The organism is Microvirga aerophila (genome assembly GCF_003332305.1).
In the GTDB taxonomy this organism is placed as follows: Bacteria; Pseudomonadota; Alphaproteobacteria; order Rhizobiales; family Beijerinckiaceae; genus Microvirga; species Microvirga aerophila.
Map to the genome: position 1 here is coordinate 1 of NZ_QOIO01000021.1, position 26,615 is coordinate 26,615.

Here is a 26,615-nt window from a genome sequence, read left to right on the forward strand (position 1 = left end):
GGGCATTCGGGTCAACGCGGTTGCGCCAGGCCCGATCTGGACGCCGTTGATCCCGTCCACCATGCCGGACGAAAAGGTGAAGAGCTTTGGCCAGGACACGCCGCTGGGCCGCGCTGGGCAACCGAAGGAGCTGGCGGGCATCTACGTTCTGCTCGCTTCCGAGGAGGGCAGCTATATGACAGGCGGCATCTACGCCGTGACCGGCGGAACCCCGCTGCTGTAGGGAACATATCAACCGCGGTCATAGCATGCGGGGGCTGGCCCAGTTCTGGAACTTGCATCGAGCCGAAGTAGACGGAATGTCCGCTCAAGACATCTAGTCAGGATGTGGTTGCAGAGTTTATGTGCCGGGCGACGTGAGCTGGACGAGAAGGGAGCAATCAGCCCTTCATATGAGCAGATTAAAGTGAGTTATTCGGGTGCCCGCATCACCTGTGCCCCGGCGGCAGTAAACAGTTCGCACTGCTCGGTGCTTGCATTCCAATCGGTGATGAGTGTCCAGCTTGCAGGAAGGGGAGCCCACATGGCCTGCTTGGTGCGGGACAGCTTCGTCGCGTCCGCGAGCACGAAGACATCGCGGGCCTGCTCCATCATGAGTGTTTTCAAGGCGATCTGATCGGGACTCGCCTCGCACAGGCCGCGTCCCGCCACGACGCCATCCGCTCGCAGGAAAACCTTGTCGGCCGTGATTCGCCTCATCGGTGACCAGCGACACGCTCTCGGCATAGGACCGTGCCACCCATATTGTCATGATCTGTACCTCATTCAGGCATCAAGGCAGAAGGTTCACGCTTCTACGTGCTTGGGTGCCAAGTCGGCTGCCTGTCGCAGCGCTTCTACGAGACTGCCCTCGTCAGCGATCCCTTTGCCGGCGATGTCGAACGCAGTGCCGTGATCGACCGAGGTCCGGATCACTGGCAGGCCCACGGTGATGTTCACGCCGGATTCCAGGCCAAGCACCTTGATGGGGCCATGGCCTTGATCGTGGTACATCGCGACGACCATGTCGTAGTCCCCCCGAGCCGCCAGGAAGAACAGGGTGTCGGCCGGGAGCGGACCCTCCACGCGCCATCCCTTGGCACGACAGGCAGCAACCGCGGGCGCGATCTTCTGCTCCTCTTCGCCGTAGCCGAACAGCCCGTTCTCACCGGCATGGGGATTGATGCCGCAAACGCCGATGCGCGGCGATGCAATGCCTGCCTTCACCAGGGTCGTTTGGGCACGCTCGATGACACGTTCGACCAGACCAGGCTCGATGCGGGCAATGGCGTCGATCAAGCCGATATGCGTGGTCACGTGGATGACGCGCAACTTCGGCGACACAAGCATCATCGAGACTTCCGGCGTTCGGGTGAGCTCCGCCAGCAGTTCCGTGTGACCGGGGTACTTGTGACCAGCGGCGTGCAGCGCCTCCTTGCTGAGCGGCGCCGTGCAGATCGCGTCGGCCTGTCCGGCTTCGACCAGCCTGACCGCGCGCTCGATGTAACGGAATGCACCTTCGCCCGAAACGGGAGAGACGCGGCCAAAGGGGTGATCCTGAGGGATCAGCTTGAGGTCGATGCATTCGACCTCGCCCGGGGAATAGCGTGCCTCATCAGGTCGCTCGAGGCTGTTGACCATGAGCGAGGTGCCTACCATCGAACCCGCAATTCGGAGGCGTTCGGCGTCGCCCACCACCAACGGACGGCACATCTCCTGCACGTCGGGTCGAGCGAGTGCCTTCATGATGATTTCCGGGCCGATCCCGGAAGCATCGCCCATGGTGATTGCGATTATCGGACGGCTCATGCCAGTTTTCCTTCCTGCCTGATGGTGCGCAGGCGCTGCACGACGTGCTTCAGAGTGTTCTCGCTCCCGAAGGCACCGGCCTTGGTAACGACGGGAATGGATAGGTCTCCAAGGGTTAGGCCGAGCGATACGCCGGGCTCGACCTCATCCACGAGGCGGATTCCGTTCACGCCGAAGCCCGCCAGGAGCGCCGCAGCCGTCTCTCCGCCGGTGGCCGCCAAGCCGCTTGCGAACGGAGCTGCGGGCTTCAGAAGATCAGCCAGCCTGTCGGCGAGACATGGTCCCAGCGCGAGGTCGGGAGTGTTGTTGACGAGGATTTCGACCAGCACGTCCTCCCCGGCCTGGAGGGCCATGGCGACCTGGTTGACAAGGGCGCTTCGGTCCGCAACGGCCGTCTCCGTGAGCAGGAGTTTGGGCTCGACGGGAACGTAACGCAGCCCCGGCAACGTCGACAGGACCCTCGCGGCCGAGCGTGATGCACGCGCGAGTGATCCCACGACCACCAGGGCGCCCTTGTCCGTCACCGGAGTGGGGATCAAGCCGACGGTTTCGCCTCGGGTGGCCTTTGCTAAGGCATGCGCAAGGCCAGCGCTGCCGATCCAGAACACGTCGCTTCGGACAGGCAGGCCTGCTTCGGCAATCCGGACCAGATCGTCTTCGGTCACTGCGTCGCAGACCGCGACCCGGTCGCCCTTGGAGGCGATTTCGATCAGCGCAGCCCGAAGAGCATCCGCGTCGGCGCGGATGGTGGCGAGCGGTATGTTCTCAGCCTCGATCCCGGCGGTCGCCAGAACCTGGACGAGATCCGCATTGGGATAGCTGTGCTCCCGCTGCCAGACCTCGGTCTGCTCCAGAGGCTTGCCACCCACGTGAATCCGGCCGTTTTCCGTCGTGCGGCCAGTTGCCGGAAAGGCCGGTGCCATGATGCCTAGCACTGAACCATCCCGGGTTCGCATGGCCTCGAAAGCTGCGACAGTCTCCGCGGCTGGCTGTCCACGAAGGGTCGAGTCGATCTTCTTGAAGAGGGCGCTGCCCTCTTCAAGAAGCTTTCCAAGCGCCTCGCGGTGTTTTGCCAGGGCGTCCGGCCCCAAGAGCCCACGGCTGTTGGTGTCGTAGGAGAATACAGGAGGATACTCGCCCGTGGTTTCGGCGCTGTCGCCCCAGCCGACCGCCGCAGCGACACCCTCTTTGGCGAAGGCGATGGCGCAATCAGCCGCGCCGGTGAGGTCGTCAGCGACGATCAGCCATTTCGCCCCCATGTCAGCGAACCCCGGGAGTCCCGGCCGGCACGGTACCTGCATCGGGATGCACGGCATCTTCCCGGCTGACTTCCTCCGGGCGTCCTGACTGCCCCATCAGAGCCATGTAGGTGCCGTTGAACAGAGCGCCTATGAAGGAGCCAAAGACCCTTGGAGTTTCAGGAATGAACGTCGTGATCAGCGTGCCGAGCAGGAGCGGCACGACCATCATGCCCAAGGGGACTTTCTCAACGGCTCTCTTGATAGGAAGTTGTGGCACCCTTCCACTCTCTGTTGCGAGAATTTCGCATCACTGGCCAAGAAGAGCAGCCAAAAATCGCATGTTCTGTGCAGTTCTTGTGGGGTCAAGTCAATATATGCGCATCGCGCAAGATATGCGTAATTGCCGCATCTCTAGTATGAGAGCCCAAGGCCGGCTCGATCCGCTAGCTCATGGCCTGCGGAGGCTCCGATGGTTCGGGCGTGTCTTGCAGAGGTATTCTTGTTATCGATCCTGAGAGCTATCAAAGACCACCCGCAGGAGGGAGCTGGCTGCTGATTCCCCTAGCCGTCAAGTTTAGGTCCCGGCACGAGGCGGAGGTGATAGTGGCGGAGGGAGAGGGATTCGAACCCTCGATACGGTTTCCCGTATACACACTTTCCAGGCGTGCGCCTTCAACCACTCGGCCACCCCTCCTGCTCTGGGCCCGCAGGGCGGACCACGACTCCGGCGGCTTTTTCGATCAACCCGGCCCGGATGTCCCGCACGTTTGTGCGGAGGCGCTCGTGTAGCGCTAAATACGACCTAAATGCAAGGTCCAACTTGTGAGAAGTTGGGTAGGGCTGGCTTTGCTATTTCGACAAACCGAACTAAGGTGCCTACATGTTTGGAGAGGTAGGCTCTTGAGGTTCTTGGCGCGTAGTTTCGGTCTGCTGCTTGTGGCCGCAGGATTTGTCGGGTTGGTCATTGATGGAACCCGGTCGATCGTCAACAGCGTTATATCGTTTACGTCGCTCGGCGGCGTGATGAGCACGTTCTTTCCCGGCAGCGTCAACGGATTAGAGGCAGGAATTGCCCGGCAGTCCTATTCCTGGCTGTGGGATCCGATCCTGCTTCACATTCTGCAGCTTCCCGCATCCGTCACGGGCTTCCTGGTTGGAGCCTTCCTGCTTTGGATGGGCCAAAGGTCCCTCGAGCCCATCGGGTATCTGGCCGGACGCTGACGCCTGTATGGGAGTGGTGAGGGCCTCGGCCCTCCCGTTTGCGAAGAAAATGCTTACATTCAGGGGGCACGAGAGAGGTCCCCATGTTCAATTTTCTCAAGCGACGCGATTTGCCTACGCCAACCGAGGCTCTTCCGGGCCGGTCGGCGCCCATTCCCACGGCAGAGCGCCATTTCATCAATGGCCGCTCTCTTCAACCGCCTTATCCCGATGGAATGGAAAGGGCTGTCTTCGGCCTCGGCTGCTTCTGGGGTGCTGAGCGCAAGTTCTGGCAGATGGGCGATGGCGTCTGGATTACGGCTGCCGGCTACACGGCCGGCCTCACGCCCAATCCCACCTATGAGGAGGTTTGCTCGGGCATGACCGGGCACAACGAGGTCGTGCTCGTGGTGTTCGACCCGAAGACAATCACCTACGAGGATTTGCTGAAGACGTTTTGGGAAAGTCACGATCCCACGCAGGGCATGCGCCAGGGCAACGATGCCGGCACCCAGTACCGGTCGGGCATCTACGTGTTCGGTGAGGACCAGCGCCACGCCGCCGAAGCATCCAAGGCTGCCTATAGCCAGGCTCTGGCCGATCGGGGATACGGCCCGATCACCACTGAGATTCTTGACGCGGGGCCGTTTTACTTCGCCGAGGATTACCACCAGCAATATCTAGCCAAGAATCCTGGCGGCTATTGCGGTCTTGGCGGCACTGGCGTCACCTGCCAGATCGGCACCGGGATCGCGGCCGAGTAGACGTCCAAACGATCATCGACAAGATAGCGAAAAGCGCGTTCCGGTCCCCCTCGGAACGCGCGTTCTAAGGCGCAGCCAGAACCCTGCGGCATTCGGCGGGTAGCTGAGCCATGGTCAGCGGGGGCCGCGGCTTGCCGGGCTTGGGATAGAGCATCGCCGGGGTAAACCATTGCGCGAGTTCCGCGCCGCAGCCGTCGCCTGGAGGCGGTGTATCCTGATCGGCGCAGCCCGCTTGATCGTCAGGGCAGTTTAGGCGGACATGGAAGTGATAGTTGTGGCCCCAGGTGGGTCTAACTTTCGTGAGCCATCCACGGTCCTGTCCGGCCTCCCGGCACAGGGCTTTCTTGATGGCCGGGTTCACGAAGATGCGAGCGACGCGCCGTTCCTTGGCGGCCGCGCGGATAAGGGCGGTGTGTTGGGGCGTCCACACATTGGGATCGATGTCGAGCCAGTCCCCGCGAACCACATTGGTGGCCGACATCTCCTCCCGTTCAGCTCGGGTCAGTCGGCGCGTGGGCATGGGCGTGAGCCAGATATCGGCATCCAGGCCAATCTGGTGCGACGCGTGGCCGGTGATCATCGGCCCCCCGCGGGGCTGCGAGATATCGCCGATGAGAAGACCTGGCCACCCGTTGATTTGAGGGATGCGCCCCGAGAAATCCTGCAGAAGGCTGATCAGTTGAGGATGGCCCCAGTTGCGGTTGCGTGACAGCCGCATCACCTGCCAGGTGTCGCCATCAATCGGAATGGAGGCCGCGCCGGCCACGCAGCCTCGCGCGTAGCCGCCGATCGCACGCGACTGGAGAGAGGCGGGCTTGTCGCGCCGACCAAAAAGTTCCTTTGCCGGGACCGAAGGATCGTCAGGGTTCGCCAGCGGCGGAAGGGGCTTGGGATTGAGGCTGCCCTTATCCTGAGCCGTGGCCGGGCCGGCCGCCGCAAGAGCAAGAGCGCAGACAAGGATCCGAATCGACATCATGCAATGAGGCTAGAACATTTTCGGCCAAAGGGGACCCGCCCCCTTGAAGCCGCGGATGAAGAAAAGAAAGCGCTTCCCCCTGCGTGGAAGCGCCGTTTCATGAGTCGATTCCGGAGCCGCATCCCGTCAATGCCGCGGTTGCGGGCGCCGGTTGAGTCCTTCGCCGCGCGGCGCATGCCCTGGCCCGAAAGACCGCTTGTCGTGCCCGTTGCCCACGCTGCGCGTCATGGGCCTGAACGGACGGTGCGGGGGCCTGGTGTGCCGCGGACGCGAGCTTCCGCGGGGCATGAGCATGGCTCCAATGGCAGCGCCGAGGCCCGCAATGAGGGCCGCGGTCGCCAAGGGATGCATTTGCGCCGAAAGCAGAAGGCTTGTCTTGCGTGTCTCACGGGTGAGAGACGAATAGGGGTCTCCATCCTGGCGGGCCTGATACAGGTTGTCGCGCATTCCCTGGCGTTGGGGCTGATCGGTCGTCTGTGCCGAATAGCCGGTCCATTCCATCGCCTTGTCGGTCAGGCGTGGGGCGACCTTGCCCATGGCTCCGATGACCCAGCCGCCGAAGCCAACGGTCATTTCGCGCCTCTTGTTCTCGGCTGCGAAGACGATTGCCCTGGCGACCAGATGCGGGTCATAGGCAGGGGGCGGCACCGTCGCGTTCTTGTCGAGATAGTTGCGGGCGTGTTCCACATAAGGCGTGTTGATGGAGGAAGGCTTGATGAGCGTCACCCAAACCGGCGCGTCCGCGGTCTCCATCTCCATCCGCAGGCCATCGGTAAATCCCTTCACGGCGTGCTTCGAGGCCGAATACTGGGTCTGGAGCATGATCGCCCGCTCGGACAGGACACTGCCGACGTTGATGATGGTGCCGCCCCGTTCGCGCAGATGCCGCGCCGCAACGAGCGAGCCGTAGACCACGCCCCAGTAGTTGACGTCGAAGAGTTGGCGCTGATCCTGGAGCGGAATGTCCTCAAGCTTTCCATAGAGGGCGACGGCCGCATCGTTGACCCAGGTGTCGAACCCGCCAAAGGTTTCGATGGCCGTGTGGGCCACGCGCTCCACATCCTCGTTCTGGCTGACATCTGCCGCAACCGCAATGGCGCGGGTGCCGTTGCCGGTGAGCTCGCCGGCGATTGTCTGCAGGGCCTCTTCGTTGCGGGCGACCAGGACCAATCCCTTGACCCCGCGTTCGGCGAAAAGGCGTGCGGTTGCAAGGCCAATTCCGCTGGAGGCGCCCGTAATGACGACGATCTGCTCTCCAACCGGCTTCTGACGAACGGTCATCTGGCTCTCCCTTAGCGTGTCTCTGCAAACGCGGATCAACGTCAGGGAATTGGGCAGGTTCCTAAGGCAACGCTTGGTCCGGGCGCGTCTGACAGCGCTCGCCAGGCCGGAACGCCTTGCCGGGACTGGGAAACCACCGGAACCGGTGTTTTCACCCGAGCGTTGCCTTGGCATCCACCCTGATGGAGCATGAAATGCAAACGACAGCACAAACCGGCGATATTCGCGAAACGCACAATCTAATCGCCAGCGACAAGGTCGAGGGCACCCCGGTGCGCCGCTCAGATGGCGAGAAGATCGGCACCATCGAGCGTGTCATGATCGAAAAGCGTTCCGGCAAGGTCGGCTACGCCGTGATGAGCTTCGGTGGGTTCATGGGCCTTGGAGAGGAGTACTATACGCTCCCCTGGGGCGTCCTGAAGTACAACACCGAACTCGACGCCTACGAGCTCAACCTGACTGAAGACCAGCTGCGTGGCGCACCGAGGCGCACGGCTGAAGGTCATGACGCTTCCTATGACCGCGAGTGGGAAGAGCACGTCCACCGCTATTACAACGCCACCCCCTACTGGGGTGAAAGCGACCCGATGAGCACCGGCCGATAGGCTGCCGGACATCTCCCAAAAGAAAATCGCCCGGTTTTCACCGGGCGATTTTTTGTGCCGATGCGCCGGAGGAAAGAGGCAGGCCCCTTTCCTCCGGCGTCGCGGCTTGCTGGCTTAGCGCTTCGACTTCGACGGGCTCTTGCGGGAGCCTGACGAACGTCCCGAGGACTTCCTGGCTCCGCTGACGGCGCCGGACTTCTTCGTGGAAGACGTGCGGCTCGAAGCGGCGGCTGCGCGCTTGGTCGTCGCCTTTCCAGAAGTACGGCCCTTCGAGGCCGAGCTCTTGGCTGCGCCCTTGGCCGCACCGCGGCTCGAGGAACGGGCCGAGGACTTCGCAGCCGAACGACCGCCGGTCGAACGGGATGCGCCCGACTTGGCGCTGGAGCGCGAAGCCGTCTTCGAACCGCCGCGCGCCGCGGTGGAACGCGAGGTCGACGTCTTCTTGGCAGTCGACTTGGTCGACTTTGCCGAAGACTTCGCTGCCGATGAACGCGAGGTCGACTTCGCAGCCGTCTTCTTCGCGCTCGACTTTGCAGCCGTCTTCTTGGCGCCGGACTTTGCGGCCGACTTCTTCGCGCCGGACTTGGCCGAAGACTTGGCTGCGGTGGACTTGGATGCAGTCCGACCCGAAGACTTGGCTGCCGTCTTGGTCGACCGGGAGGTCGACTTCGCGGCCGTCTTCGTTCCGGCCTTCTTCGAAGCCGTGCTCTTCGAGCCGGTCTTCGACGCGCTCTTCGCCGCGCCGGAGCGGGACGAGGTGCTGGACGATTTCGCGGCGCTCTTGCGCGCCGTGGAACCTGTGCTCTTCTTGGCGCCGGACTTTGAGCTGCTGGAAGAACCGCGACGTGAGCTGCTCTTCTTGGATTTGGTGCTGGTCGCACCGGTGTCACCCGTGAACAGCATCGTCAGCGGGTTTGACTTGTCGTCTGTCGGCATAGCCGCCTCCTTCAAGGGCCTTCGCGTGCAACCGTCACGCTTGCAAGGCAACGTCGTTATACCAAGGCGGTTCCGATTAACGGAAAGTGTAGGAAGTAGAACGCGAACGATTTCTGTGGATATTTTCTGTGAGAGGCCCGCCTGGACTTACGGTTTCGACCGCCAATAGCAGGTGCATCAGATGACGCGCGGCGCGTTGCTTGAGGCCTATTCGAATGATTTCGAAGTTCATTGAAGCGATCAACTTCGTTAAAAAAATCTATCAATATCAATGTGTTGTATCGAGCGAGCGCGGTGTTGCGGCTCGTGCGAACACGTTGTTCGGCCACTCGATGACGACACCCATGTGTCTGAAAAATATGCTCATTAGGAGACGCTCTGCACTGCCCTGCAGCGCCTCTGAAAAAAGTTTCGGTTACTCACCCAAAAAAGTGTCGGTTGAGGTTGCGCGACCCCCTTCTACGCAATTCGAGAGTCAAGAATCACGTGTGCCGTTTCGCATGACGTATGGGCACACGACGAGGCGTATTCCGGTCGCTCATCGGTGCGCCTGCGCCCATTCGCCCGGGGCCTTCGCTCGACCCTTCACGACGCCGGGCAGACAGGCTAATCGGGAGCACCGTTCACATCGCCTGGTCCGCAGTGTCTCATCGCAGCATCCTTGCCGTCGTCCTCTGGATGAGCGGCGCGCTCCTGTCCTTCTCCGCAACGGCCGTCGCGGTGCGTGCGCTCGCGTCAACGTTCTCGGTGTTCGAGATCCTGTCCGTCCGCAATGCATCGGGCGTCCTGATCCTTCTCATTCTGGCGTTGTTCAAGCCGGAGCTGCGGCCGGGGTTGAGGCCGCGACGGATCAAGCTGCATCTCACCCGCAATGTCCTCCACTTCGCCAGCACCGACGGTTGGGCTTACAGCCTCACGCTGCTGCCTCTCGCGACGGTCTTCGCGCTGGAGTTCACGACGCCCGCCTGGGTGGCGCTGCTGGCGATCCCGCTTCTTCGCGAGCACATGAACCAGGGGCGTCTGGTTGCCGTGACGCTCGGCTTCGTCGGTGTTCTGGTCATCCTACGGCCGGGCGCCGAAACCCTGCAGCCGGCAAGCCTCCTCATGCTTGCGGTAGCGTTTGGGTTCGCACTAGTCGGCATCATGACCAAGAGGCTCACCATGACCGAGAGCACCTTCTCGATCCTGTTCTTCATGAACCTCATGCAATTGCCGATGAACCTCATGGGCGTCAGCGGCGCGTTCTGGCTCAAGATCGATCCCTCGCATATCATTGCGCTGATCGGCGTCTGCGCCGGCGGCCTGCTGTCCCATTACTGCCTGACGAACGCCTATCGGCACGGAGACGCCAGCATGGTCGTGCCGCTGGATTTCCTTCGCATTCCGCTCATTGCCCTGGTGGGCTGGCGCGTCTATGGCGAAGCGCTCGATCCCTATGTGTTCGTGGGAAGCGCCTGCATCATCGTGGGCATTCTCTACAGCCTGCGCAACGAGGCGAAATCCGCATGACCTGGTCCCCGCAACAGGATGCCGCTTTGAAGGCTGTGGCCGATTGGCTGCGCCAAGGTGGTCGTCCGGTGTTTCGCCTCTTCGGATATGCAGGGACCGGCAAGACCACCCTGGCGCGCCACATCGCCGAAGGGGTCGATGGCGAGGTCGCCTTCGGGGCCTATACGGGCAAGGCCGCGCTCGTTCTGCGCTCGAAAGGATGCGCAGATGCGTCCACGATCCATTCCATGATCTACCGATCGCGGGAGTCGGATGAAGGTGGCCCGCAATTCGTGCTCAACCGGCAGAGCCAGGCCGCGAAGGCCGACCTCATCATCATCGATGAATGCTCCATGGTGGATGAGGAGTTGGGGCGGGATCTCCTGTCGTTCGGCCAGCCGGTTCTGGTGCTGGGCGATCCGGCGCAATTGCCTCCGGTAAAAGGCGGCGGCTTCTTCACGAGTGCCGAACCGGACGTGATGCTGACCGAGGTGCACCGTCAGGCCAAGGACAATCCCATTATCCAGATGTCCCTGCTCGTGCGCGAGGGAGGCCGCCTTGAAAAAGGAACGTATGGCGAGAGCCGCGTCGTCGGTAGGCGCGAGATCGACTCCGCCATGGTGATGGAGGCCGATCAGGTGCTCGTCGGGCTCAACAAGACGCGACGTCTCTACAACACCCGCCTGCGCGAGCTGAACGGCTATCGCAGCCCCATGCCGGCCGCGGGCGAGAAGCTCGTATGCCTGCGCAACGACAAGACCAAGGGGCTGCTCAACGGCGGCACCTGGAACATCCAAGCCCTGCGGGGCATCCGCAATGATTTCATCCGCATGGACGTGATCCCCGACGACGACGCCAGGCGCCGGTCCGTGGAGGTCGCGGTGCACAAGAGCTTCTTCGAGGGAGTCGAAGAGGAAATCCCCTTCGTGCTCCGGCGCGAGTCCGATGAATTCACCTACGGTTACGCGCTCACCGTTCACAAGGCTCAAGGCTCTCAATGGGACGACCTGATGCTCTTCGACGAGTCCTATGCCTTCCGGGAGCATCGCAGCCGCTGGCTCTATACCGCCCTGACGCGGGCGGCCGAAAAGGTGACGGTGGTCGTATAAACCGCTGAAGGACGATCGCCGGATTCGCATCGGCTGTTGCCGCGCTTGATATGCATGAGGCCCTGTCGGTTAGCTTCCATTGAAGGGGACTTTCCATGCGCTGAGCGCATGAAAATTCTCTCGCGTCTGCGTTCATGTGCCTGCCTCGATTTCGGAAGGCCGTTATGAGTTTTGGCACAAACCTCCACATTTCGGCCGCTGCTTTGAAACAAAATTTCCCTGTGGTGTCCTGGAAGCTTTGTTCATGAAAGGATGACTTATGAAGCGTCGCGCTTTTCTTCAGGCGACAACCGCAGGCTTGGCCGCGGGTGCCGTCGCCATGCCGGCCATCGCCCAGTCCTCGCCAGAGATCCGCTGGCGTCTGACCTCAGGCTTCCCGAAATCCCTCGACACGCTGTTCGGCGGAGGTGAACTCCTGGCGAAGTTGGTGTCGGAGGCCACTGACGGCAAGTTCATCATCCAGCCCTTCGCATCCGGTGAAATCGTCGGCACGCCCCAGGCCGCCGATGCGGTGGGCAACGGCACCGTCGAGATGGCCCACACCTGCGCTTACTACTATGTCGGCAAGGATCCGACTTTCGCCATCGGCACCAATCTGCCCTTTGGCCTCAACTCCCGCCAGACCAATGCGTGGCTCTATCACGGCAACGGCAATACGCTGCTGAACGAGTTCTTCTCCAAATATAACCTGTACGCACTTCCTGCCGGCAACACGGGTGCGCAGATGGGCGGCTGGTTCCGCAAGGAGATCAAGACCGTCGACGACCTCAAGGGCCTGAAGATGCGCATCGCCGGTCTCGCAGGTCAGATCATGGGTAAGCTCGGCGTCGTGCCGCAGCAGATCGCAGGCGGTGATCTCTACCCGGCGCTCGAGCGCGGCACCATCGATGCGGCGGAGTGGGTTGCCCCTTACGACGATGAAAAGCTCGGTCTCAACAAGGTTGCGCCCTATTACTACTACCCGGGCTTCTGGGAGGGCGGTCCCGCCATCCACTTCTTCATCAACCAGCAGAAATGGAACGAGCTGCCGAAGGCGTACCAGGCGGCCATTCAGGCAGCGGCGGGCTACGTCAATGTGGACACGCAGGCGAAATACGATGCCAAGAATCCGGCGGCGCTGCGCAGCCTGATCGGCGCGGGCGCCCAGTTGCGGCCATTCTCCCCGGAAATCATGGATGCCGCCTACAAGGCCGCGAACGAGATCTATGACGAGCTCTCGGCATCCAACCCGAACTTCAAGAAGCTTTATGACAGCTACAAGGCATTCCGCGGCGAGGAATATCTTTGGTTCCAGGTGGCCGAATACGCCTACGACAACTTCATGATCCGCGCCCGCGCCCGCGGCTGATCTAGTGGCGAGGCGGATGCGTGTGGGCGTCCGCTTCGCTGCGACAAGGATTTATTGACTGGCAGCCGCCGAGGTGTCGTCGCCGGCGAGCTTGGAGGCGTAATACGCAATGGTCCGGGAATAGACCTGCGACTTGTTCCATGCCCGCAGCACTTCGTAATTGGGAGCTCCGGGAGACCAGTCAGCGCCTCGCACCCAGCCGTGTTCTTTCAGATAGTTGGCCGTCGAAGCCAGGACGTCTGCCGGGCTGTGCAAAAGATCCGCCCGCCCATTTCCGTCGAAATCCACAGCATATTTATAATAGGACGACGGCATGAACTGCGTCTGTCCGAGCTCGCCCGCCCAAGCGCCGCGCATTTCAGCAGGCGACAGGTCGCCCCTGTCGACAATGCGCAGGGCATCGAACAGATGCGCCTGGAAGAACTCCGTGCGGCGGCAATCATAGGCGAGGGTCGCAACCGAGCGGATGACTGGAAGGTTGCCCCGCACCGCCCCAAAGTCGCTCTCAAGCCCCCAGATCGCCACGAGTATGGGCCCCGGCACACCGAAACGCTGCTCGATCCTGGCCAGGGTGGTGTCATGGCGCTTGAGCATGTTGGCGCCGCTCCTCAGACGCCCCTGCGACACCATCCGGCCTGCGAATTGCTCGAAGCTCTGTTTAAAAACGCCCTGGCCGCGATCCTTCTTGATCACGTTCTGGTCGAAGGTGACGCCGGACAATCCTTGCCTGATCGCCTCCGAAGAGATCCCTTGCGCTGCCGCTTCCTGCTGGATATCGCTCAGCCACTTCTCGAAACCGGCCGGGTCGCGGCAAGTCGCCGCCGAGGCTTGTCCTGCCGTGAGCAAAAGGGCTGCAATGACCGAAATGCGCATCGATGCAGGCATTGTTGTTCTCCCCATAAGGTCCAGCTCTGACGGCGAGGTAGGGCCGAGATCCGACGGCTCAAGGCCCTGGGTCGAACCAGCGGGCTTCGAAAGCGTTGCTTCAAGAAGAAATAGCGTGGCGGTATGGAGGGTCCGATGAAGGCGACACTGGGGCGGATCCTCGTTATTGCGGCCCTGCTGGCCGCTCCGGCTGTCCAGGCCAACACCCTGCCGTCCGATGACGCCTCGCCGGATGGTCCGGTTCTCGTTCGCTTCGACCCCACGATGCGCGAGACCGTCGTCGCAAGCCGGGTCACGCCCCGTCTTTGCTTCGCGCTCTCGCTGCCGGAGGAGTGGCGGCAGAATACGGGCAGCGGCGAGACCAGCATCACGGCGGTTTCATCCTCGGCTGAGATCGACATCAATCTTCGCTCCGCTCGAGAGCTTCAGGATCATCCGCAGTCGGACCTCGCGCAACGCGATGCGGTCTTTCTCCAGCAGGATTACGAGACCCTGCTCGGCCGTCCCGCCCAATCCGTGTCTATCACGTCGCCTGCTCCCGGAGCGACGCGCTGGAGCGCGACCTGGATCGACCAGAACCTTCCAGCTGGGTCCCACGCCATCACCATCGAAGCTCTCATCGTGCCGCTCTCGGATGAGTGGGTTCTCGAACTGTCGCTCGCGGGCATCGATACGCCCCAGTCCCATGAGGCGCTTGTCCGGACGGTTCTGTCCGGCTTGAAGGTGCGCGTCGGAGCGGCTTGCCGCGATTGAGGGCCGCCATTACGTCAGTGTGGGAAGCCGCCGGCGCATGGCGCGCCGGGTCTCATGGAAGCCACCGTTCATGGACGTGATCATCTACCACAACCCGCAATGCGGCACCTCGCGCAACACCCTGGGGCTCATCCGCAATGCCGGGATCGAGCCGCACATCATCGAATATCTGAAGAATCCGCCGACGCGTCTCCTGCTCCGGCAGCTGATCGGGCGCATGGGCCTGTCCGTTCGGGACGTGATGCGCCAGAAGGGCGCGCCGTTCCACGAGCTCGGGCTTGACGATCCGGCGTTGAGCGACGATCAGCTGCTCGACGCCATGATGGCGAATCCGGTTCTAATCGAGCGCCCCATCGTGGTCACGCCCGCAGGGGTAAGGCTGTGCCGGCCCTCCGAGACCGTGCTCGACATTCTGCCGGCCCAGCAGGGCGAATTCCGCAAGGAGGACGGCGAGATCGTCGTCGACGCGAGCGGACGCCGCGCCGCGACGGCTTAAAAGCCTTCGGCGCCTTCCGGTCCGAGATCGATTTTCACGCCCCCGCGCGGCCCATATGGGCCGGCGTCAGCTCGGTTCCGACAGGAACGGCAGGCTCGAGGACGAAATGCTCCTTGTCGGCCTCCGGCGGCGCGGAACGCTGCCGGATGCGGTAGGCCCCCCACAGGGCCATCAAAGCCTGCGCCGCAATGGTCATGTAGGCGAGCCCCTCCGAGCCGAAGGCGCTCATGGCGATGCCACCAAGAACCGGACCTGCGGCGGACCCTGCTCCGACGAGGATCAGTAGGCCCCCGGACGCGGCCACGAACTCGCCGGGCCTGACCATGTCATTCACATGCGCCGTCACGATGCTGTAGGTGGGGATGACGCCGCCGCCGAAGATCGCTACGCAGGCATAATAGACCCATGGCGGCGACCTGTCTGGAATCAACGTGACGAAACTGAACAAGATCGCGGCCGCGATGGCCGTTGTGCCGATGATGACGAGACGCCGGTCGATGCGGTCGGACAGCCAGCCGAGCGGCCATGTCATGGCGAAACCGCCCAGGGTGCCGCATGCCATGAAAATCGCGATGCCGGTCGTGTCCATGCCCTGGCTCTGGGCGAAGACAGGGCCAAGGGCGAAGAATGAGCCCGTGGTGATTCCACACAGAAACGCCGCAACCACGCCGAAAGGCGATTGGACGTGCAGGCGCTTCAGGTTGATCTTGGCCTCGCTTGTCTCTTGGGCGGGCGCGGTCGCCTGGGACAGGGCAATGGGAACGAGGGCCAGCGAAATGATCATCGACACGATGCAGAAGAGCCCGAAACCCGATGGATCGCCTGCCGGCAGGAGCAATTGTCCGACGATCCCGGCGATCAGACCCGTCATGCCGTAGAGGCTGAGGATCTGGCCGCGGATCTGCGCATTGGCCGAGGCGTTGAGCCAGCTTTCCACCACCATGAACAATCCGGCGAAGCAGAAGCCGGTAATGGCCCGCGCGACGATCCAGACCAGGGGATCGATCACCAGGAGATGCAGCAGGGTGGCCGAGGCTGCGATCGCCGCAAGGCCTGCGAAGGTGCGGGTATGTCCGACGCGCTCGATCACCTTGCCGGCCCGCAAGGAGCCAAGCACGATGCCGACCCAGAAGGCTGCGCCCACGGCTCCGATTTCGGCCGGCGAGAAGCCGTCCATGCTGCCCCGGACGCTGAGGAGCGTTCCCTGGAGCGTATTTCCCATCTGCATCAGCCCATATCCGAAGAGGAGCGCCAGCAAAGTTGGGAGCGTCGTGCGCAAGGTCGAAGACATGATTCATCCCTCACGAGATGGTTTGGCTTGGCATTGCGGTTGAAGACTTTGATCCCTGGTCAGGCGCCCGATCACGCTTGTTCGCAGAGTCGTGGCGGCCCCTTGGTTCAGCGTTCGACCATTGGCGGGTTCAAGCCTTGTGCCGGGGTTGAACTCGAGCAGTGAAACAGAGTTCCAGCGACGTTGTCGCACCGGAGACCGCACCCCGCCTTGTTGCAGCCTAGTTTGCGGCGTTTTCTGTTGCCAAGAAAGCGTTTCCGAGACGGCCGAAAAAATGGCCGGCAATGCGTCCAGGGGCTTTGGAGGGCGTAACAATGCATGTCGGCCGCAACAGCGAACTGACCTCACAGGCTGAGGCCATCCGCGCGCATGTGAAGAAACAGCTTCTTCGTATTGCCGACTTCAACAGGAAGCCCCCGCCCGACCTGAAGCGGGCGGCCAATCGCACCTCGGACGTCAATGATCCCGACATGGATGGCTGGATCGCCGACCCTCGATACCCCGAAATTCTCGAAGCGCTGCCGGTGGCCGTCTATGCGACGGATGCGGCCGGCCGGATCACGTTCTTCAACGAGGCGGCGGCGGCGCTCTGGGGACGGCGACCCGTTTTGGGACAGGAGCTGTGGTGCGGCTCCTGGCGTATCTACATGCCTGACGGCACGCCGCTGCCGCACGATCGATGCCCGATGGCGGTCGCCCTTCGTGAAGACAGGCCGGTTCGAAACGTGGACGCCATCGCAGAGCGGCCTGACGGAACCCGAGTTCGCTTCATGCCCTATCCGACGCCTCTGCACGATGCCTCCGGCGCCTTGATCGGCGCGGTCAACATTCTGGTCGACATCACCACCCTGCGAGTGTCCGGCTCGCCAGCTCAGTGAGAGCAATTCATGCGTTGCTATTTCAATCTTTCCGATGGTGAGCAGTTCTTGCAGGACGACATAGGAGTCGAGGTCTCGAGCCTCGACGCCGCGCAAGCAGAGACCTGGCAAGCGATCCAGGAGATCTCCAGTGAGGCGGGTGCGGCAGGGATCGACTGGAGCAACTGGACCCTCAACATGACCGATGCGGCCGGGCAGATCCTGCACACCGTCTCGATCCAGCAGGTCATCGCGAACGAGAACACGACCTTACAGTAAGCCGTGAGGCGGAAAATCCTCACGGCGCTTCCGTTCGAACCGGCCTCAACGCCGGTCAGGAATCCATCTTCAGGGCTGCGATGAAGGCTTCCTGCGGAATGTCGACCTTGCCGAACTGGCGCATCCGCTTCTTGCCTTCCTTCTGCTTGTCGAGAAGCTTACGTTTGCGGGAGGCGTCGCCGCCGTAGCACTTGGCTGTCACGTCCTTGCGCAGCGCCCGGATGGTTTCGCGGGCGATGATCTTACCGCCAATGGCCGCCTGCACCGGAATTTGGAACATGTGCGGCGGGATCAGCTCCTTGAGCTTCTCGCACATGGCGCGGCCACGGCCCTCGGCCCGATCACGGTGGACCAGCATGGAGAGCGCGTCCACAGGCTCGGCATTGACCAGCACCGACATCTTCACGAGGTCGCCCTCGCGATAGTCGGAGATGTGGTAGTCGAAGGATGCGTAGCCCTTCGAGATCGACTTCAGGCGGTCATAGAAGTCGAACACCACTTCGTTCAGCGGCAGGTCGTAGACCACCATGGCGCGCTTGCCGACATAGTTCAGGTCGATCTGGATGCCACGCCGCTCCTGGCAGAGCTTGAGGACGGAACCGAGGTATTCGTCCGGCGTCAGGATGGTGGCGCGGATCCACGGCTCCTCGATGGTCTCGATCTTCATCACGTCCGGCATGTCGGCCGGATTGTGCAGTTCGATGGTCGAGCCGTCGCGCAGCTTCAGGTGATAGACCACGCTCGGCGCGGTGGAGATGAGGTCGAGGTTGAACTCGCGCTCCAGGCGCTCCTGAATGATCTCAAGATGAAGCAATCCAAGGAAACCGCAGCGGAAGCCGAAGCCGAGCGCCGCGGACGTCTCCATCTCGTATGAGAAGCTGGCGTCGTTCAGGCGAAGCCTGCCCATGGCGGCGCGCAGATTCTCGAACTCCGCCGCGTCAACCGGGAATAGTCCGCAGAACACCACCGGCTGCACGGGCTTGAAACCCGGAAGCGCTTCCGTCGTGGGCTTGCGGTCATCCGTGATGGTGTCGCCCACGCGGGTATCGGCCACTTCCTTGATGGAGGCCGTGAAGAAGCCGACCTCACCGGGGCCGAGCTGCGCCATTTCCTGCATCTTGGGAGAGAACACGCCCACCCGGTCGAGGCCATAGACGGCGCCGGTGCCCATCATCTTGATGGTCTGGCCCTTTTTCATCACGCCGTCGATGATGCGCACGAGCACCACGACGCCGAGATAGGCGTCGTACCAGGAATCGACCAGCAGAGCCTTGAGCGGAGCCTTCTCGTCACCCTTGGGCGGCGGCAGCTTCCGGACGATGGCCTCCAGCACGCCCTCGATGTTGAGGCCGGTCTTGGCCGAGATCGGCACCGCGTCGGAGGCGTCGATGCCGATCACCTCCTCGATCTGCTCCTTGATCCGGTCCGGGTCGGCGGCCGGCAGGTCGATCTTGTTGAGGACCGGCACGATCTCGTGGTTGGCGTCGATGGCCTGGTACACGTTGGCGAGCGTCTGCGCCTCCACGCCTTGGGAGGCGTCGACCACCAGAAGCGAGCCCTCGCAGGCGGCGAGCGACCGGGAGACCTCGTAAGCGAAGTCCACGTGGCCGGGGGTGTCCATCAGGTTCAGGATGTAGGTCTTGCCGTCCTGGGCCTTGTATTCCAGGCGCACCGTTTGGGCCTTGATGGTGATGCCGCGCTCGCGCTCGATATCCATGTTGTCGAGCACCTGCTCGGTCATCTCGCGGGCCGAGAGTGCGCCGGTGGTCTGGATCAGGCGGTCGGCGAGCGTCGACTTCCCGTGGTCGATATGGGCCACGATGGAGAAGTTGCGGATGTTGTCGAAAGTATGCGCGGTCATCGGTAAAAACTCGGGCGGGTATGAAACCCTGTTGGGCGGGCAATAGCAGCCCGGCCCACTAAAGCCAAGGGAAGGCGGTGTCGCGTGCCCCGATACCCTCATGGACTCGAACGAGGTGCGCGGATTGCGCGACTTTCCTCCTAGCGACCCTTCTCCAAGATTCGCGAGATCACCTTCGCGGTGTAATCCACCATCGGCACGATGCGCGCGTAGTTGAGCCGTGTAGGGCCGATGACGCCAAGAACGCCGACGATCTTTTGATTTCCGTCACGGAAGGGGGCGGCGATCATGGAGGAGCCGGAGAGGGAAAACAGCTTGTTTTCCGATCCGATGAAGATGCGCACGCCTTCGCCACCTTCGGCGCGGCTCAGCAGGTCGATCACGTCGGTTTGGGTTTCGAGATCCGAGAACAGCAGGCGGATGCGCTCAAGGTCTTCGACCGCCTTCAAGTCGTCGAGCAGATTCGCCTGTCCGCGCACGATCAGCTGGCGCGACTCGGCAGGGCCGACCGTGGTCGCAAGACCCGCTTCCACCAGCCGCGCGGTGAGCGTGTCGAGTTCCTTTTCCATGTCGCCGCGGCGGCTTTCGACCTCCCTCCGGACGTCGCCCAGGGTCTTGCCCTGGATGCGGGCGTTGAGGAAATTCCCGGCTTCAATGAGGGCGCTGGCCGGCAGGCCGGGCGGCAGGTCGAGAAGGCGATTTTCCACCGATCCGTCTTCCGACACCAGCACCACCAGGGCTCGGGCCGGGTCGAGGCGCACGAATTCGATGTGCTTGAGGCGCGCATTGGACTTGGAGGTCACGACCACGCCGGCGCCGCGCGACACGCCCGACAGGAGCGCCGAGGCTTCGGTGAGCGCCGTCTCAAGGGTGTGGCCGGAGGCCGCGGCCTTCATCTGCGCCTCGATGCGGTTACGCTCCTCGGACGTGACGTCGCCGATTTCCATCATGGCGTCGACGAAGAAGCGCAGGCCCACTTCGGTGGGCAGGCGACCGGCGCTGGTATGGGGGGCGAAGATGAGCCCGGCGGCCTCGAGATCCGCCATGACGTTCCGGATCGAGGCAGGCGAGAGCGCCATGGGCAGGATGCGCGACAGGTTGCGCGACCCCACGGGTTCGCCGGTCATGAGGTAGCTTTCGACGATCTGGCGGAAAATCTCCCGCGAACGATCATTCAGCTCCGCGATCGCGCGGATCTCGGACAGGCTGGAGGGTGAACCCGGTACATGCATTCGGTGGTTCTTCGATCCTCTCGGCTCAACCATGCGTATCGTCATTATGTGCTGGTCCCGGACGCTTTAAGCAAGCCCGTGCTTGCCGCATCCCATGGCGTCTTTATAAGGGGCTCCTCATTTCAATGACGTCTGCCTTCAGGAGAGTTTGCCATGCGTCCTTCCAACCGCGCCCCTGACGAGTTGCGCCCCGTGACGCTGGAGCGCAGCGTCGCGCGCTATGCGGAAGGCTCCTGCATGGTGTCCTTCGGCAACACGCGGGTGCTCTGCACCGCCTCCCTGGAGGAAAAAGGGCCGCCGTGGCTGCGCGGGACGGGCAAGGGCTGGGTGACGGCGGAATATTCCATGCTGCCCCGGGCCACCCACGAGCGCACCCGCCGCGAGGTCAATTCCGGCAAGCCCTCGGGCCGCACGCAGGAGATCCAGCGCCTCATCGGCCGGTCGCTCCGGGCCGTGGTCAATCTGCCGGCGATCGGCGAGCGCCAGATCGTTGTCGATTGCGACGTGATCCAGGCCGATGGCGGAACCCGTACCGCCTCGATCACAGGCGCCTGGGTGGCCTTGCACGAGTGCTTCACCTGGATGCAGAACCGTTCGATCATATCGATCAATCCCCTGCGCGAGCCGGTAGCGGCGATCTCCTGCGGTATTTATCAGGGCCAGCCGGTGCTCGATCTCGATTATGCGGAGGATTCGGCCGCCGAGACCGACGCCAATTTCGTCATCACCGGCTCCGGCGGCATCGTCGAGGTTCAGGGCACCGCGGAGGGCAAGCCTTTCTCGGAGGACGAGTTCCTGAGCCTCCTGCGCCTGGCAAAGGCCGGCGTCACCCAGCTCGTGGACCTGCAGAAGAAGGCCGTGGCGTGACCATGCGTCGTCCCCTGACCGGAAAGGTCGTCATCGCGACCCATAATGCGGGAAAGCTGCGCGAGATGCAGGAGCTTCTCGGGCCTTTCGGAGTAGAGGCCGTGTCGGCCGGCGAGTTGGGGTTGCCGGAGCCCGCCGAAACCGGCCACATGTTTGCCGAGAACGCCGCCATCAAGGCCCATGCGGCCGCCAGGACCACGGGCCTGCCGGCGCTCTCCGACGATTCCGGCCTGTGCGTCGACGCCCTGGACGGGGCGCCGGGTCTGTTCACGGCGGATTGGGCGGGCCCTGCCAAGGACTTTCCGGCCGCCATGGGGCGCGTCGAGCGCGAGCTGCAGAAGCGCGGTATCGCTGAGAACGGCAACCGCAAGGCCCATTTCGTCTCGGCGCTGGTGATCGCCTGGCCGGACGGGCACGAGGAGCTGTTTGAGGGCCGGGTCTTCGGCCAGGTGGTCTGGCCGCCGCGGGGAACGGAAGGCTTCGGCTACGATCCCATGTTCCAGCCGGACGGGTTCGACAGGACCTTCGGGGAGCTGTCCCGAGAAGAGAAACACGGCATCGACTGGTCGAAGCCAGAGCCCAAGGCGCTGTCGCATCGGGCCAGGGCCTTCCTGAGCCTTGCAGCCGGGTGCTTGCGCCGGGCCTAGAAAGCACGAAGCGCCCCGCGGGGCGCTTCGCTTGAACCCTAGGGGCCTTTAGCTGTTCGTCGGGCTGTTCGGGTCCGAGCGGCGCTTGGCCATGAAGGCGTCGAATTCCTCGCGGTCCTTGGCCCGCTTCAGCTCCTCGACGAAATCCCGGAAGGCGCGCGCCTCCTCGTCGAGCTTGCGGCGCTCTTCCTCGAGGCGGCGCAGTTCGTTGCGACGGTATTCCTCGAAGGCGGCGTTGCCGGTGCCGCCGGCTCCGAACCCGCCGGCAGGACCCCGCGATCCGAACATATCATCCACGGTGCGGCTGAAGTTGTCGCGAAGGTAGGACTTCGCCTCGTCGAATTTTGGATATCCCATGAGTTTCCAAACCAAGTAGGCCAGCGCGAGCGGCCAGAACCAGATGAAGCCCAGAACGATGCCGGCGATTTCCAGCCCCCGGCGGGGCCGTCGCCCGCAGCGGCGCTGAGCACCGGCATTCCAAGGCCCCGCGTGAGGGCCCGTATTCCAGGCGGTGGAAGCAGAGTCAGACATCGAAGGGGTCCTGTATGTTAATGCTAACAACATTAACATGCGGATCGATTTTGGCGCTTTCAAGGGGAGGCGGGGCGGTTATTTCGTTGTCATTTTGCGGGCTACGTCTGGGAGCGCCGGAGGGCCCCGTGCACAAGGGCGAGCACACCGGCTCTGAGCAGCTCGTACTTGTCCGGCATGCTTGGCCCTTTGGGGAGCTGCCCGGCGGCGTCCAGGGTGGCGATGCCATGGGAGAGGGCCCAGACCTCGATGGCGATGAAGCGGGCATCGACGCCTTTAAAGCCCTCGGGAAACGTGTCGGACAGGGCATGAACCAGAAAATCGAACGCATTATCGCCCGCCGGGAAGGGCTTCTCGCCCTTGGAATCCGCAGCGCAGGCTTCACCGTCCGCGGGCTTTGCCGAGAACATGGCGGCGTAAAAACCCGGCTCCTGCTCGGCGAAGGCCAGGTAAGCCTCGCCCATCCGGGTGAAGCGCTCGAGCGGCGTACCGTCGCTCTTGAGGGCGCGGCCAAGCCGCTCCGTCAGCTGGGTGAAGCCCCGAAAGGCCACCTCGGCCACCAAAGCCTCACGCCCCCGGAAATGACGGTATAGGGCCGCTGGAGTCACGCCCACGAGCTTGGCCGCGTCGGCCAGCGTGAAGCCGCCCAGGCCCCGCTCGGCAATGAAGCGCTGCGCGGCCTCGATGAGGGCTTCCTTGAGGTTGCCGTGGTGATAGCCCTGCCGGTCGAACGGGGCACGCCAGTGACGCATAACGGTGTATGTCCTTGCTTGAGCCCAACTCTAGACCGCCCGCCCTCGGGAGGCCAGCAGCGAGCCTTCAGATCATGAACAGCCAGCGGCGAAAGATGTTCAGAAATCGGGTAACCAGAGTGACGGGCGGAGTAGCAGGGCTGGTCCGGCGAGGCGTATCTTTCACCTCTCCCGTGGAGAGAGGTCGGACCGTGAGGTCCGGGTGAGGGGCGTGGGTTATCCGGAGAGGGCATAACCCCTCACCCTCGCTTTCGCTCGACCTCTCCCTGGAGGGAGAGGTGAGGCTGTAGTCGCCTCGCGCTTCACTCATTCAGCAAAGCACTTTGACTTTGCAACCCGCATGAGGGTGACGTTTCTGGCCAGAGCTGCCATATACCGCCCATGATCGAGCATCCGACGCGCGATGCGGGCTTTGGCGTTTATGTGCATTGGCCCTTCTGCGCCTCCAAATGTCCCTATTGCGACTTCAACAGTCATGTGCGCCACCAGCCGGTGGACCAGGAGCGCTTTCTGGCGGCCTTCGCCCGGGAGATCGCCCATACGGCTGCGCGCATCCCGGGCCGCACCGTCACCAGCATCTTCTTCGGCGGCGGCACGCCCTCGCTCATGCGGCCGGAAACGGTCGGCGCCATCCTCGATTCCATCGGCAAGGCCTGGGCGGTCGCCCCCGGTGCCGAGATCACGCTTGAGGCCAATCCGACCAGCGTCGAGGCGGAGCGCTTCCGGGGCTACCGGGCAGCCGGCGTCAATCGGGTCTCCATGGGCGTTCAGGCTCTGAACGACCCGGACCTGCGCCGCCTCGGTCGCATGCACTCCGTCGAGGAGGCCCTGGCGGCCGTGAAGGTGGCAGGCTCCATCTTCGAGCGCTATTCCTTCGACCTCATCTATGCCCGCCCTGATCAGACTCCCGAGGCATGGCGCGCTGAGCTCAAGCAGGCGATCGATCATGCGGTCGAGCACCTGTCGCTCTACCAGCTCACCATCGAACCCGGCACCTGGTTCGAGCGCCTGCACCAGGCGGGCAAGCTCACTGTGCCTGACGACGAGGCCGGTCGCGTGCTCTACGACATCACCCAGGAGGTCTGCGATGCGCACGGGATGCCGGCCTACGAGATCTCCAACCATGCAAGGCCCGGGGCGGAATCCCGACACAACCTCGTCTACTGGCGCTACGGCGAATATGCGGGCATCGGCCCCGGCGCCCATAGTCGTCTCGTGACCGGCAACGCGCGCCTCGCGACCTCGACGGAAAGGCATCCTGAGACGTGGCTCGAGCACGTGGAACGCGAGGGTCACGGCGTGATCGACGAGGAGGTTTTGACCTCCGAGGCCGAGGGCGACGAATTCCTGCTCATGGGCCTTCGTCTCAAGGAGGGCATCGACCCCGGCCGCTATACGGCCTTCACGGGCCGCACGCTCAACGAGCGGCGCGTCCGGAACCTGGAAGACAGCGGCATGATCCGGCGGACGGGATCACGCCTCGCCGTCACGCGGGAGGGCTTTCCCGTGCTCAATGCGGTGATCGCCGAACTGGCGGCTTAAGCCCCCTTGGCGGGATGGGCCAAGCGGGGGCCGATCAACTGTCTGATTCGGATTTGCGCGAGACGGGAGCCATATAGCCGTTGGCTTCGCTGAACGGCATTGCTTCTTCTACGTAGGTGAATGTCCCGTGGTCTCGAACCTCCCGAGCCGCGCGAGCCAGGCCCGCTAGGGCAGCTCTCGCAAACGAGCCGCCGATGCTGATCCGCTTGACGCCTGCCTCAGCAAGGGTTTGGACAGGATACAATCCGCCCCCGAACCCCATGACAACATTGACGGGCTTGCCGACGGAGGCACAAACCGTTCGGATCGCATCCAGATCGGGTAGGGCTGGGGCGTAGAGCACATCGGCTCCGGCCCGTTCGAAGGCCTGCAAACGACGGATCGTGTCTTCCAGATCGTCGCGTTTGACGCTGAAATTCTCGCATCGTGCCACGACCATGAACCGAAACGGGAACTCGCGGGCCGCCTCGGCGGCGGCCGTGATGCGCTCCACGGCGTGGCTTAAATCGTAAATCGGCTTGTCCGGGGATCCCGTCGCATCCTCGATGGACCCGCCGACAAGTCCCACCGATGCCGCCCTTCGGATCGTTTCGGCAACCTCGTCCGGGGATTGCCCGAAGCCATTCTCCAGATCGGCCGACACGGGCAGGTCCGTCGCGTCCACGATGGCTTTGGCGTTTGTCAGAATGTCGTCACGGGTCAACGCCCCTTCGGCATCCCGTCGACCCAGCGAGAATGCGAGTCCGGCGCTTGTGGTCGCCAGCGCCTCGAAGCCCATGGACGAGAGGACCCGGGCGCTCCCGGCATCCCAGGGGTTGGGAATGACGAATGTGCCAGGCCGCTCGTGAAGAGCTTCGAAATGTGCAGCCTTTTCGGACTGATCCATGATGCCCAGATCCTACCGCGCCACCTTCGACTCGATCACGTCCCACACATTGACGGCAAGGTTCGGCCCGCCGAGGCGCTTGATGGCGCGAATGCCCGTGGGGGCCGTGACGTTGATCTCCGTGAGATTGCCGTCGATCACGTCGATGCCCACGAGTATAAGGCCCATCTGCTTGAGGTGCAGGCCGATGGTCTCGCAGATCTCGCGCTCACGGGGCGTGAGATCGGTCGGTTTCGCGGCGCCGCCGCGCACCATGTTGGACCGGATGTCGTTGGCGGCCGGCACGCGGTTGACCGCGCCTGCCGCCTCGCCGTCGATGAGAATGATGCGCTTGTCGCCTTCGGTCACCTTGGGGAGAAAGCGCTGGATCACCCATGGCTCGCGGAACAGGTTCGCGAAGAGATCATAGAGCGAGCCGAAATTCGGGTCTTCCCGGCCGATCTTGAACACGCTCGCGCCGCCATGGCCGTAGAGCGGCTTCATGACCACGTCCCCGTGCTCGCGCCGGAACTCCTCGATTTCCTGCTTGTCGCGGGAAATCAGGGTGGTGGGCATCAGGTGCGGAAAGTGCGTGACGAAGAGCTTTTCCGGGGCGTTGCGCACATGAGAAGGATCGTTGACCACAAGCGTCTTGGGATGGATGCGCTCGAGCATGTGGGTGGCGGTGATGTAGGCGAGATCGAAGGGAGGATCCTGGCGCATGAGCACCACGTCCACTGTCGAGAGATCGACGCGCTGCGGCTCGCTCAAGGTGAAATGGTCGCCCTCTTGGTCGCGCACCTCGATGGTCTCCGCCATGGCGGTCACGATCCCGTCGCGCATGCTGAGACGGTCGGGTGTGTAATGCAGAACGCGATGTCCCCGGCGCTGCGCCTCAAGCAGCATCGCAAAGCCAGTATCGCCGGCGATCTTGATGCTTTGAACGTGGTCCATCTGGACCGCAACGGTCAGGGTCATGCGTCAGCCTCCATGGGAAGCGGGGTTATTGGCCTGAAATCGC

General features: G+C 63.1%; 28 protein-coding genes, 1 tRNA gene and 1 pseudogene. 15 read left to right on the forward strand and 15 right to left on the reverse strand.

What is annotated here, in order from left to right; translation table 11 throughout:
* Positions 1 to 223, forward strand: a 223-nt coding sequence (locus DRB19_RS12785; RefSeq protein WP_114186420.1) for an SDR family oxidoreductase, incomplete at its 5' end; no start/stop codon positions are given.
* A 188-nt stretch (positions 224 to 411) separates the two neighbouring features.
* On the opposite strand, the gene DRB19_RS12790 is transcribed toward DRB19_RS12785, so the two are convergent.
* The 5 genes from DRB19_RS12790 to DRB19_RS12810 form a co-directional block, all read right to left on the reverse strand.
* Positions 412 to 699, reverse strand: coding sequence for a DeoR/GlpR family DNA-binding transcription regulator (locus DRB19_RS12790; protein WP_245439474.1), 288 nt, complete (start codon positions 697 to 699; stop codon positions 412 to 414).
* A gap of 87 nt (positions 700 to 786) precedes the next feature.
* Positions 787 to 1,788 carry a 4-hydroxythreonine-4-phosphate dehydrogenase PdxA gene (gene pdxA, locus DRB19_RS12795; RefSeq protein ID WP_114186422.1) on the reverse strand — a complete coding sequence of 334 codons (1,002 nt, stop codon included), beginning with the start codon at positions 1,786 to 1,788 and terminating at the stop codon, positions 787 to 789.
* On the reverse strand, positions 1,785 to 3,047 hold the full coding sequence (locus DRB19_RS12800; protein ID WP_114186512.1) for a four-carbon acid sugar kinase family protein: 1,263 nt from the start codon (positions 3,045 to 3,047) through the stop codon (positions 1,785 to 1,787). The genes pdxA and DRB19_RS12800 overlap by 4 nt, the downstream gene beginning before the upstream one ends.
* 1 nt (position 3,048) lies before the next feature.
* Entirely contained in the window at positions 3,049 to 3,306 is a 258-nt protein-coding gene (locus DRB19_RS12805; RefSeq protein ID WP_114186423.1) for a 2-keto-3-deoxygluconate permease, read from the reverse strand.
* A 327-nt stretch (positions 3,307 to 3,633) separates the two neighbouring features.
* Positions 3,634 to 3,723 (reverse strand) — tRNA-Ser (locus DRB19_RS12810).
* A 215-nt stretch (positions 3,724 to 3,938) separates the two neighbouring features.
* Here DRB19_RS12810 and DRB19_RS12815 point away from each other — a divergent pair.
* Complete coding sequence (locus DRB19_RS12815; protein WP_162815680.1) at positions 3,939 to 4,250, forward strand: PetM family of cytochrome b6f complex subunit 7; 312 nt, start codon at positions 3,939 to 3,941, stop codon at positions 4,248 to 4,250.
* 83 nt (positions 4,251 to 4,333) lie between these two features.
* The gene (msrA, locus tag DRB19_RS12820) at positions 4,334 to 4,993 is read left to right on the forward strand and encodes a peptide-methionine (S)-S-oxide reductase MsrA (protein WP_114186425.1); all 660 of its coding nucleotides are present in this window, start codon (positions 4,334 to 4,336) and stop codon (positions 4,991 to 4,993) included.
* Positions 4,994 to 5,057: 64 nt separating this feature from the next.
* Here the strand turns inward: msrA and mepA are convergent, their stop codons facing one another.
* Positions 5,058 to 5,969, reverse strand: a complete 912-nt coding sequence (gene mepA, locus DRB19_RS12825; protein WP_114186426.1) for a penicillin-insensitive murein endopeptidase — start codon at positions 5,967 to 5,969, stop codon at positions 5,058 to 5,060.
* Between the two features lie 126 nt (positions 5,970 to 6,095).
* On the reverse strand, positions 6,096 to 7,250 hold the full coding sequence (locus DRB19_RS12830) for an SDR family oxidoreductase (protein ID WP_114186427.1): 1,155 nt from the start codon (positions 7,248 to 7,250) through the stop codon (positions 6,096 to 6,098).
* A gap of 194 nt (positions 7,251 to 7,444) precedes the next feature.
* Here DRB19_RS12830 and DRB19_RS12835 point away from each other — a divergent pair, with 194 nt between their 5' ends.
* From DRB19_RS12835 to DRB19_RS12855, 5 genes are all read left to right on the forward strand, one after another.
* Positions 7,445 to 7,855, forward strand: coding sequence for a PRC-barrel domain-containing protein (locus DRB19_RS12835; protein ID WP_114186428.1), 411 nt, complete (start codon positions 7,445 to 7,447; stop codon positions 7,853 to 7,855).
* Between the two features lie 139 nt (positions 7,856 to 7,994).
* A complete protein-coding gene (locus DRB19_RS12840; protein ID WP_114186429.1) occupies positions 7,995 to 8,960 on the forward strand; it encodes a hypothetical protein in 966 nt (321 codons plus the stop codon).
* 473 nt (positions 8,961 to 9,433) lie between these two features.
* Entirely contained in the window at positions 9,434 to 10,300 is an 867-nt protein-coding gene (locus DRB19_RS12845) for a DMT family transporter (protein ID WP_114186430.1), read from the forward strand.
* Positions 10,297 to 11,388, forward strand: a complete 1,092-nt coding sequence (locus DRB19_RS12850) for an ATP-dependent DNA helicase (RefSeq protein ID WP_114186431.1) — start codon at positions 10,297 to 10,299, stop codon at positions 11,386 to 11,388. The genes DRB19_RS12845 and DRB19_RS12850 overlap by 4 nt, the downstream gene beginning before the upstream one ends.
* Positions 11,389 to 11,647: 259 nt before the next feature.
* Complete coding sequence (locus DRB19_RS12855; protein WP_114186432.1) at positions 11,648 to 12,736, forward strand: TRAP transporter substrate-binding protein; 1,089 nt, start codon at positions 11,648 to 11,650, stop codon at positions 12,734 to 12,736.
* A 51-nt stretch (positions 12,737 to 12,787) separates the two neighbouring features.
* Here the strand turns inward: DRB19_RS12855 and DRB19_RS12860 are convergent, their stop codons facing one another.
* Entirely contained in the window at positions 12,788 to 13,621 is an 834-nt protein-coding gene (locus tag DRB19_RS12860; RefSeq protein WP_114186433.1) for a lytic murein transglycosylase, read from the reverse strand.
* Between the two features lie 135 nt (positions 13,622 to 13,756).
* Between DRB19_RS12860 and DRB19_RS12865 the strand changes: the two genes are divergently transcribed.
* On the forward strand, positions 13,757 to 14,374 hold the full coding sequence (locus DRB19_RS12865; protein ID WP_114186434.1) for a hypothetical protein: 618 nt from the start codon (positions 13,757 to 13,759) through the stop codon (positions 14,372 to 14,374).
* A gap of 70 nt (positions 14,375 to 14,444) precedes the next feature.
* Complete coding sequence (gene arsC, locus DRB19_RS12870) at positions 14,445 to 14,870, forward strand: arsenate reductase (glutaredoxin) (protein ID WP_114186435.1); 426 nt, start codon at positions 14,445 to 14,447, stop codon at positions 14,868 to 14,870.
* A gap of 34 nt (positions 14,871 to 14,904) precedes the next feature.
* Here arsC and DRB19_RS12875 read toward each other — a convergent pair whose 3' ends face one another.
* Positions 14,905 to 16,161, reverse strand: coding sequence for an MFS transporter (locus DRB19_RS12875; RefSeq protein WP_114186436.1), 1,257 nt, complete (start codon positions 16,159 to 16,161; stop codon positions 14,905 to 14,907).
* 506 nt (positions 16,162 to 16,667) lie between these two features.
* Here DRB19_RS12875 and DRB19_RS31125 point away from each other — a divergent pair.
* Positions 16,668 to 17,006, forward strand: a pseudogene (locus DRB19_RS31125) (PAS domain-containing protein); the annotation flags it as partial.
* A 42-nt stretch (positions 17,007 to 17,048) separates the two neighbouring features.
* Positions 17,049 to 17,297, forward strand: a complete 249-nt coding sequence (locus DRB19_RS12885) for a DUF6894 family protein (protein WP_114186438.1) — start codon at positions 17,049 to 17,051, stop codon at positions 17,295 to 17,297.
* A gap of 55 nt (positions 17,298 to 17,352) precedes the next feature.
* Here DRB19_RS12885 and lepA read toward each other — a convergent pair whose 3' ends face one another.
* Together lepA and hrcA are read right to left on the reverse strand one after the other, a co-directional pair.
* Positions 17,353 to 19,158: a translation elongation factor 4 gene (lepA, locus tag DRB19_RS12890; protein ID WP_114186439.1), complete on the reverse strand. Its 1,806-nt coding sequence runs from the start codon at positions 19,156 to 19,158 to the stop codon at positions 17,353 to 17,355.
* 140 nt (positions 19,159 to 19,298) lie between these two features.
* The gene (gene hrcA, locus DRB19_RS12895; protein WP_114186440.1) at positions 19,299 to 20,390 is read right to left on the reverse strand and encodes a heat-inducible transcriptional repressor HrcA; all 1,092 of its coding nucleotides are present in this window, start codon (positions 20,388 to 20,390) and stop codon (positions 19,299 to 19,301) included.
* 153 nt (positions 20,391 to 20,543) lie between these two features.
* Between hrcA and rph the strand changes: the two genes are divergently transcribed.
* Together rph and rdgB are read left to right on the forward strand one after the other, a co-directional pair.
* Complete coding sequence (rph, locus tag DRB19_RS12900) at positions 20,544 to 21,257, forward strand: ribonuclease PH (RefSeq protein ID WP_114186441.1); 714 nt, start codon at positions 20,544 to 20,546, stop codon at positions 21,255 to 21,257.
* 2 nt (positions 21,258 to 21,259) lie between these two features.
* Positions 21,260 to 21,904 (forward strand): RdgB/HAM1 family non-canonical purine NTP pyrophosphatase, encoded by a 645-nt coding sequence (rdgB, locus tag DRB19_RS12905; protein WP_114186442.1) that lies wholly within the window; start codon positions 21,260 to 21,262, stop codon positions 21,902 to 21,904.
* 48 nt (positions 21,905 to 21,952) lie between these two features.
* Here the strand turns inward: rdgB and DRB19_RS12910 are convergent, their stop codons facing one another.
* Both DRB19_RS12910 and DRB19_RS12915 read right to left on the reverse strand, forming a co-directional pair.
* A complete protein-coding gene (locus DRB19_RS12910) occupies positions 21,953 to 22,435 on the reverse strand; it encodes a DUF2852 domain-containing protein (RefSeq protein ID WP_114186443.1) in 483 nt (160 codons plus the stop codon).
* Between the two features lie 101 nt (positions 22,436 to 22,536).
* Positions 22,537 to 23,187, reverse strand: coding sequence for a TetR/AcrR family transcriptional regulator (locus DRB19_RS12915; protein ID WP_114186444.1), 651 nt, complete (start codon positions 23,185 to 23,187; stop codon positions 22,537 to 22,539).
* Between the two features lie 381 nt (positions 23,188 to 23,568).
* Between DRB19_RS12915 and hemW the strand changes: the two genes are divergently transcribed.
* A complete protein-coding gene (gene hemW, locus DRB19_RS12920; protein ID WP_114186445.1) occupies positions 23,569 to 24,729 on the forward strand; it encodes a radical SAM family heme chaperone HemW in 1,161 nt (386 codons plus the stop codon).
* A gap of 34 nt (positions 24,730 to 24,763) precedes the next feature.
* Here hemW and DRB19_RS12925 read toward each other — a convergent pair whose 3' ends face one another.
* Both DRB19_RS12925 and gshB read right to left on the reverse strand, forming a co-directional pair.
* Entirely contained in the window at positions 24,764 to 25,618 is an 855-nt protein-coding gene (locus tag DRB19_RS12925) for an isocitrate lyase/PEP mutase family protein (protein ID WP_373867353.1), read from the reverse strand.
* A gap of 9 nt (positions 25,619 to 25,627) precedes the next feature.
* Positions 25,628 to 26,572 (reverse strand): glutathione synthase, encoded by a 945-nt coding sequence (gene gshB / locus DRB19_RS12930; protein ID WP_114186447.1) that lies wholly within the window; start codon positions 26,570 to 26,572, stop codon positions 25,628 to 25,630.
* Between the last annotated feature and the right edge of the window lie 43 nt (positions 26,573 to 26,615).